General features: G+C 70.2%; 7 protein-coding genes. 4 read left to right on the top strand and 3 right to left on the bottom strand.

Going from position 1 to position 7,557, the window contains the following annotated elements:
- Positions 1 to 1,738 (bottom strand): molybdopterin oxidoreductase family protein (locus G6019_RS14800; RefSeq protein ID WP_182627907.1); only part of this gene is annotated, 1,738 nt, incomplete at its 3' end.
- A 75-nt stretch (positions 1,739 to 1,813) separates the two neighbouring features.
- A complete protein-coding gene (locus G6019_RS14795) occupies positions 1,814 to 3,226 on the bottom strand; it encodes an MFS transporter (RefSeq protein ID WP_107755828.1) in 1,413 nt (470 codons plus the stop codon).
- 169 nt (positions 3,227 to 3,395) lie between these two features.
- On the opposite strand from G6019_RS14795, the gene G6019_RS17635 reads away from it, so the two are divergent.
- The 4 genes from G6019_RS17635 (at position 3,396) to G6019_RS14780 (ending at position 6,045) form a co-directional block, all read left to right on the top strand.
- Entirely contained in the window at positions 3,396 to 3,518 is a 123-nt protein-coding gene (locus tag G6019_RS17635; RefSeq protein WP_255458028.1) for a hypothetical protein, read from the top strand.
- Positions 3,519 to 3,638: 120 nt separating this feature from the next.
- Entirely contained in the window at positions 3,639 to 3,851 is a 213-nt protein-coding gene (locus tag G6019_RS14790; RefSeq protein WP_182612191.1) for a hypothetical protein, read from the top strand.
- 197 nt (positions 3,852 to 4,048) lie between these two features.
- Positions 4,049 to 5,200, top strand: a complete 1,152-nt coding sequence (locus tag G6019_RS14785; protein ID WP_182612190.1) for a MalY/PatB family protein — start codon at positions 4,049 to 4,051, stop codon at positions 5,198 to 5,200.
- 206 nt (positions 5,201 to 5,406) lie between these two features.
- Positions 5,407 to 6,045: a heme oxygenase (biliverdin-producing) gene (locus tag G6019_RS14780; RefSeq protein WP_228549292.1), complete on the top strand. Its 639-nt coding sequence runs from the start codon at positions 5,407 to 5,409 to the stop codon at positions 6,043 to 6,045.
- A gap of 75 nt (positions 6,046 to 6,120) precedes the next feature.
- Here the strand turns inward: G6019_RS14780 and G6019_RS14775 are convergent, their stop codons facing one another.
- Positions 6,121 to 7,509, bottom strand: a complete 1,389-nt coding sequence (locus tag G6019_RS14775; protein WP_182612188.1) for a hypothetical protein — start codon at positions 7,507 to 7,509, stop codon at positions 6,121 to 6,123.
- Positions 7,510 to 7,557 lie beyond the last annotated feature (48 nt).

Raw genomic sequence — 7,557 nt, 5'->3', positions numbered from 1 at the left:
GGTCCACGGCGGCGACGGCGAAGCGGGCGCGGCCGTCCTCGGTGGCGAAGCGGTCGAGGAACATGCGCGGCGTACCGGCCGGGGAGTCGGCACCGCACGGCCAGAACAGCGCCTCCCCCGCGTCGAGCCGGTCCCAGTCCATCGCCGAGTAGTCCGCCTTACCCCCGGCGGAGGCGCGCGCCAGCTCGTCGAACACCACCCGAGGGTCGGTCGGGAACCGATCCGGCCGCCGCCCGAGGCGGCGTGCGAGCTCGTTCCAGATCCAGAGTTCGTCGCGGGCACCGTCCGGCGGGGTGACCGAGCGGCGTCGACGCAACACCCGGCCCTCGAGGTTTGTCAGCGTGCCCTCCTCCTCCGCCCACTGCGGGACCGGCAGGACGACGTCGGCGAGCTCCGCGGTCTCGGAGAGGACGAAGTCGGCCACCACGAGGGTGTCCAACGCACGGAACCGCGCGGTGATCCGCTCGGCGTCGGGGGCGGAGACCACGGGGTTCGATGCGTGGAGCAGCATCGCCGTGGGACCGCCGGGCTGCCCGAGGGCGTCCAGGAGCTCGAAGGCCGAGAGCCCGGGGCCGGGGATCTCCTCGGGCTCCACGCCCCAGACCGCGGCGACGTGCGCGCGAGCGGCCGGGTCCGTGATCATCCGGTATCCGGGGAGTTGATCGGCCTTCTGCCCGTGCTCCCGGCCCCCCTGCCCGTTCCCCTGGCCGGTGAGGGTTCCGTAGCCCGTACCGGGCCGGCCCGGTAGTCCCAGTGCCAGCGCGAGGGCGATCACGGCGCCGACCGTGTCGGTCCCCCGTGAGTGCTGTTCGGCCCCCCGGGCGGTGAGCACGTACGCACCGGTGCCCGCGTCCCTGGAGTCCGCCAGTAGCTGCACCGTGCGTTCGAGCTGACCGGCCGAGACCCCGGTGACGCGTTCGGTGCGATCGGGCATCCAGTCCGCAGCGATCGCCCACGCGTCGTCGAAACCCGACGTACGGGCGGCGACGTACCCGGTGTCCAGGTACCCACCCACCACGGCGACGTGCAGGAGCCCGAGGGCCAGCGCGGAGTCCGTGCCCGGCCGCAGCCTCAGATGGATCCCGCCGCCGTCGACGGCGCGGTGGGCTGTCGCGCTGAGCCGGGGATCCGCCACCACCATGCCGCCGGCCGAGGCGGCGGTGTCCAGGTGCTGGACGAACGGGGGCATGGTGTCGGCGGGGTTCGCCCCGATGAGGAGCACCGCCCGGGCCTCGTCGAGGTCGGTCACTGGGAATGGCAACCCCCGGTCCAGCCCGAAACTGCGGTTGGCCCCGGCCGCCGCGCTCGACATGCACCACCGCCCGTTGTAGTCCACGAGTCTGCTCCCCAGCGCGAGCCGGGTGAACTTGCCCAGTGTGTAGGCCTTCTCGTTGGTGAGGCCTCCCCCACCGAACACGGCCACCGCGTCGGGCCCCCCTGAGGCCTGCGCCCGCCGGATGCCGTCGGTGACCCGGGTCAACGCGGTGTCCCAGTCGGTCGGACGCAGCTGCCCGTCCACCCGGATCAGCGGCGTGGTGATTCGCTCCGGGTGGTCGAGCAACGCTGCCGACGTCCAGCCCTTCCGGCACAACCCGCCCCGGTTGGTGGGGAACTGCTCCGGGGTGATCGTCACCTGCCCGCCGTCCGAGGGCGGGGTCACCGACATCGCGCACTGGAGGGCGCAGTACGGGCAGTGGGTGTGTGTCGGGCGGCCGGTCGTCGTCAACGCGTGCACCATGTGTCCTCTTCGTCTCGCTCAGCCGTGCTCTGTCAGCCGTGGACCTGTCAGCCGTGACCTGTCAGCCGTGACCTGTCAGGCCTCGGCGCCCACGGGGACCCGTGCGCGGGTGGGTGCCGCGGCGACCGAATCGACGCCGGCCGAGGCACGCATGTACACCACGCGGGTGATGATCGCGGCCACCACGTAGAAGACCATGAACACGACGAACGCCGAGGTGGCCGCCCCCGAGGACTGGTAGGACGTGCGCAGGGTCATGTTGATGAGGAACCCACCGAACGCCCCGACCGCGCCGGCGACCCCGATGAGTGCTCCCGCATGAGCCCGCGACCACGAGGTCCGTGCGGCCTCGTCGAGTCCGAGCGTGTGACTGCGGGCCTCGAAGACGGACGGGATCATCTTGTACACCGAGGCGTTCCCCACCCCGGTGAGCCCGAAGAGTGTCAGGAAGGCCGCGAAGAACAACACGAGCGCGCCCCCCGAGAGGCGGCCGTCATTCGAGGCCTGGATGTTCGAGGTCACCACGAGTGCCACCGTGGTGACCGCCATTCCGCAGAACACCGCGAAGGTCACCCGTGCGCCGCCGAACCGGTCGGAGAGCCGGCCGCCGACCATGCGGGTCAGCGAGCCCAGCAGCGGTCCGAGGAAGGTGATCTGCGCCGCGTGGAGCGCCGCCTGGGCGGGATCCTGGCCGTTGCCGGTGAAGGTCATGGTGAGCATCTGTCCGAACGCGAAGGCGAAGCCGATGAACGAACCGAACGTGCCGATGTACAGCAGCGACAGCACCCAGCCGTCCTTGTCGCGGGTCATGTCTTTCATGCTCTGGACGTCAACGGTCTGGTGCGCGAGGTTGTCCATCTTCAGGGCCGCGCCGATCCCCGCGACCACGAGGAGGACGATGTAGACCCCGATCACCCAGTGGGGTGACCGGTTACCCGCGAGGGCGATCACGATGAGCCCCACGATCTGGATCGTCGCCACGCCCAGATTGCCCCCGCCCGCGTTGAGGCCGAGCGCCCAGCCCTTCTCCCGTTGGGGGAAGAAGGCGTTGATGTTGGTCATGGACGACGCGAAGTTGGCGCCGCCCAGCCCGGCGATCGCGCCGACGACGAGGTACAGCCACAGCGGTTGACCCGGGTTCGCCATGATCCACAACATCCCGACCGCGGGGATGAGCAGGACGAAGGCCGAGAACATGGTCCAGTTGCGGCCTCCGAAGGTCGCCGTGGCGAGCGTGTACGGGATGCGCAGGAAGGCCCCGGTCAACGTGACCACCGCGGAGACCAGGAATTTGTCGGGGGCGTCCAGCCCGTAGACGTCCTGGGGCATGAACAGCACCATGACGGCGAACAGGGTCCACACCGAGAACCCGACGTGCTCGGCGAACACCGACCAATAGAGGTTGCGCATGGCGGTCTTCCTGCCGCCCGCCTCCCATTGCGCGTCGTCCTCCGGATCCCAGTTCTCTATGACGTGTGAGCGCGACATGAGGTCGACCCCCTCTCCAGTTAGGTGGACACCCCCTCGGTGCCCCTGCGCACAGACGTTATGCACGCCCTGTTTCCCCGGCGCTACCCGGTATGACGTCATGGTCACGGTGTCCTCACGTCCGTGCGATCCCGCCGTGAGGGCTCGGAGAGCGTGGTGTGATGGCGGCATGTCACACCCGTTCTCATTCCGCCGAGCCGTGCTCACCGTGGTCCTCGTGGCCGCACCGCTCTTCGGGTCGGCGGCGGTCGCGCCCACGGCTCTCGCCCAGTCGCTGGAGGATCCCGCCTAGCCGGCCGACCTCCCCTTCCCACCCGCCACCGGGGGCCCGTTCGGGTGGGCCGAACTCTCGTACTGTCCGTACGCCGTGGTGCCGTCGGACCCCCGGTTCTGGGCCCCGAACAGTGCACCCATGCGCGTAGTGTCCCCGCTCGGTAGGGACACGGAGATCTGGTGCTCGAACTGTGTCCTGCAGGGATCGGACTGCTGGCAACTCGACCCCTCGGGAACGCCCCACCGGCTCCACCGCGTCACCGGGCTCTCGGATGCGATCACCGGATCGACCGGCTCCGCGGCAGACGGGAGCGTCCGGGCCGCCTACGAGCTCGCCCATCAGCGAGGGTAGCCGGCCACGTCGGGCGGCGTCGGCAGCCCCGCCGGCACCGTCCCCGGTTCGGCCACCGACACCTGGGGCTCGCTCATGCCACTCTCCCCGTTCGGTGCCGACTCCCGCGGTTTCGACGTGTGGGTGCATCCCGGGTACGTGCCCGGGAGCTGAGTAACCTGGGGATCCTGTGAACCCGGTCGAAAGGATCCCCCGCCGTGCCGTTCCCCCTGGATGTTCCCGAGTCGGTCCTGCGCAGGCGCCGAAGCCAGAAGTGGGTGGCGTACCCGGAGGACGTCCTGCCGCTGTTCGTGGCGGAGACCGACGTCCTGCTGGCCCCGGCCATCCGGGAGCGCCTCGCCACAGCGGTCGCCGACGGTGACACCGGATACTTCGCCGAGATCGAGCGCCTCGCCGGGGTGTGCGCCCGGTACTACTCCGGGTTCGGGTTCGAGGTACCGGAGGAGTCGGTCGTCCCCGTCAACGATGTGGGCGTGGGCGTCCGCGAGTCGCTCGCGCGGACCCTGCCGGCGGGAAGCGCGGTGGTCTACACGCCACCGGTGTACATGCCGTTCGGACCGTGGATCCGGCGTGTGGGGATGTCACCCGTCGCGGTGCCCCTGGTCGACCACGACGGCGAGGACCCGCGGCTGGACCTCGTGGGCATCGAGCGCGCCCTGGCCGGCGGGGCCAGGGCCGTGCTCCTGAGCCACCCGCACAACCCCACGGGTGTCCTGCACTCCTCCGCGGAGTTGGCCGAGCTCGCCGAGCTGGCCGCACGCCACGACGCCGTGGTGGTCTCCGACGAGATCTGGGCGCCCCTGACGATGACCGGGGTCCGGTTCTCCTCGTTCCTGGCCGCCTCCGGCACCGCCCCCGAGGTGGGCTTGGCCATCTCCTCCGCGTCCAAGGCGTTCAACCTCGCCGGGCTCAAGTGCGCCTTCGTGGTCAACGGCAATCCCGAGCGGTTCGAGGTGCGGCGCTCGGCGTTGTCCGGCGCAGTGGGGCACTTCGGGGCGCTCGCCGCGGAAGCCGCGCTGACCGGGTCACTGGACTGGCTGGAGCAGATGAACGCCGCGCTGGCCTCGAACCTCGATCTGATGGAGCGGCTCATGGCCGAGCACCTCCCCCGCGCCAGGTGGCGCCGACCCGACGCCGGATTCGTGGCGTGGCTGGACCTTCGCGCCTACCCCGGGCTCGGTGACGACCCCGCCGCGGCGTTCCTCGACGACGGAAAGGTGGCGCTGAGCAACGGTCCAGCCTTCGGGCCCCAGGGCAAGGGGTTCGCGCGTGTGAACTTCGCGTGCTCCGAGGACATCCTCACCGAGGCCTTCACCCGGATGGGCCGCGTCGCCGCGGAGCGGGGCTGAGGGCGGCCCGCGCTCACCGACATTTCCTTTTTCTCGGAACCGCCCCGGGGAAATTGCGCCCCGGCCCGCCACACCCGTTATTCGGTGAGCGAATCAGGGTCACCACTCGCGGAATTGTTCACGGCACTCAAATTCACTACCGGCATAGCCTTTCCCTTATCGTTGCCGTACCCTCATTAGGCATACCTAACAAGCCCGGAGGACTCATGGAGACGATCATTTCCGCACCCTTGTCGAGAGCACTACATGACTCGACGATGGCCGCGCATGAACAGGCGGAGAACGCCTCGTTCATCACCCGCCTGATGAACGGTGAGGGCACGCCGGCAGGCCTGGTCGCGCTCCTCCGGCAGTCGCTCCCCGTCTACGCGACGCTCGAGGACGCCTGCCGCGGGGTCGGCGCGGACCCGAGACTGTCCGCCATTCTCGACCCGCGCCTCGAGCGGACCGGTGCGTTGCGAGCCGATCTGGAGTCGCACCGCGCCCAGGGCCGCTCCTTCGACACGGTGGTGCCCGCCACCGAGGCCTACGTGGCCGAGTTGCGCGCGTGCGCGACCGACCCGGCCGCCCTGATCGGGCACCACTACGTCCGGTACCTCGGCGACCTCTCGGGCGGGCAGATCATCCGGACGATGGTGCGCCGCCACTACGGCATCGAGACCGGTCTGAGCTTCTACGACTTCGACATCGCCAAGCCCAAGGTCTACAAGGACGACTACCGGGCCGCACTGGACGCCCTCCCGCTGGGCGAGACAGACCGCGCGTCCGCTCTGGCCGCCGCCACCCGGGCCTTCGACCTCAACCACCGGATCTTCCTCGACCTGGAGGCCCTGGGCGTCCGCTGACCGACTGCCACATGCCGACACGCGACGCGGCCCCGACACCGGATCGGTGTCGGGGCCGCATCCGGTGTGTGCGCCCTACATCAGGCTGCCGAACAGGTTCGTCATGCCCGCGAGCGAGCCGCCGCCCCCGGTACCGGTGTCGTCGTCGTCATCATCTCCGCCGGTGGTGAAGGTGATCGGCGTGCTGAGTTCCCACGCGGCGTGGACGGCGCCGGAGGCCGCGTAGGTGTAGATCCCGTAGCTCCCGGTCTGCGACTTCGCGTCGGCCGCGTCCTTGGACACGGTGACGGTCGTGGTGAAGGTGCCGTCGGGCCGCAGCTCGACGGCCCCCGCGGCGGCTCCGCCGATGGTGGCGTGGTTCTCCGCCGCCAGGACCCACTTCTGCTCGACGACCGTGCGAGCGGCGGAGGTACCGCCCGCCGAGGGCTTCCATGCATCCCCGAACTTGCCGTAGACCAGGTAGAACCCGGCGGGCTTGCCCGCGAGCGGCGGACGGGTGCCCAGAACCGACGGGTCGGTGAACCCGGAACCCGTGATGGTCACCTCGTGGCTTCCGTCAGCGGCCAGAGTGGTGTCCGAGACGGTGATCTCGGGGGTGCCGACGGGCACCTGGGTCTCGTCCTCGGTCAGCTCGTAGGTCACCTGGAGCGGCAGCGGCCCCTTGAGGTTCTGGTCTCCTCCACACCCGGTGTTGTAGTAGTGCGGGTGCACCGAGCTCGGCACGGCCGCCAACCACTCGGGGGTCCACGCGCCCCAGATGTTCGGCGCGGTGCAGGAACGGTCCTGGTTCCCGCCGTTGTGCTGCACTCCCGCGTACTGGGGCGACAGGGTGATGGTGCCGTCCTGGGCCACCTGGGCGGCGCCCGGACCGAACGACAGGACGGTCGTGCGACCGGCGTTGACCTCGGGAGTCGGGGTGCCGTTCATGTCAGTCGCCGCGCCGATGGTCACATCGGCGTCGAGCGTTCCGGACCCGTCGGCGTTGACGGTCAGCTTCGGATCGGCCAGGGTCTCATCCGGCGCGTTGAGGTTGGCGGGGTAGGCGTTGAAGGTGATCTCGCCGTCCCAGTCGATGGTGACGGTCCCGTCCGCGCCGCGCGCACCCTCACCGTCGGAGAACTTGATGGCGTTGGGCGTCGCCTGCTGTCCCGAGACGATGTTCACGGGCATCGAGGTGGCCGGGAACGCAGCGGGGGTGTACTCGGTCTGCGCGCCACCCGAGACCGACCCGACGAGCGCCGAGGCGTCGCCGGAGGCGTCGACGATGCGCCACGGTCCGAAGATGCCCTTCTGGGCGTATCCGCTGATGCCCCAGACGAACGAGGCGTCCGTGACGGTCCCCGGGGTCGCCTCCTGGGCCTGGGCCGCCGGGGCTGCGACGACTCCGGCCAGCAACGCGAGCGTCGCCCCCAGCATCGTGCCCCGTCGGCCGGCGAGCGCGAGCCGGGATCGAGATGTGTTCACATCAGTCCTTTCGTCGAACTGTCTGGTAGAACAGCACTGCCGCGAGCG

The sequence above is a fragment of the Dietzia sp. DQ12-76 genome (assembly GCF_014145045.1).
GTDB lineage: Bacteria > Actinomycetota > Actinomycetes > Mycobacteriales > Mycobacteriaceae > Dietzia.
This window is presented reverse-complemented; position numbering and strand designations above follow the sequence as displayed.

What these genes read in the sequence shown, in the direction of transcription:
- G6019_RS14795 (WP_107755828.1), bottom strand. Translation starts at nt 3,226, where the DNA reads ATGTCGCGCTCACACGTCATAGAGAACTGGGATCCGGAGGACGACGCG.
- G6019_RS17635 (WP_255458028.1), top strand. Translation starts at nt 3,396, where the DNA reads ATGTCACACCCGTTCTCATTCCGCCGAGCCGTGCTCACCGTGGTCCTC.
- G6019_RS14790 (WP_182612191.1), top strand. Translation starts at nt 3,639, where the DNA reads ATGCGCGTAGTGTCCCCGCTCGGTAGGGACACGGAGATCTGGTGCTCG.
- G6019_RS14780 (WP_228549292.1), top strand. Translation starts at nt 5,407, where the DNA reads ATGGAGACGATCATTTCCGCACCCTTGTCGAGAGCACTACATGACTCG.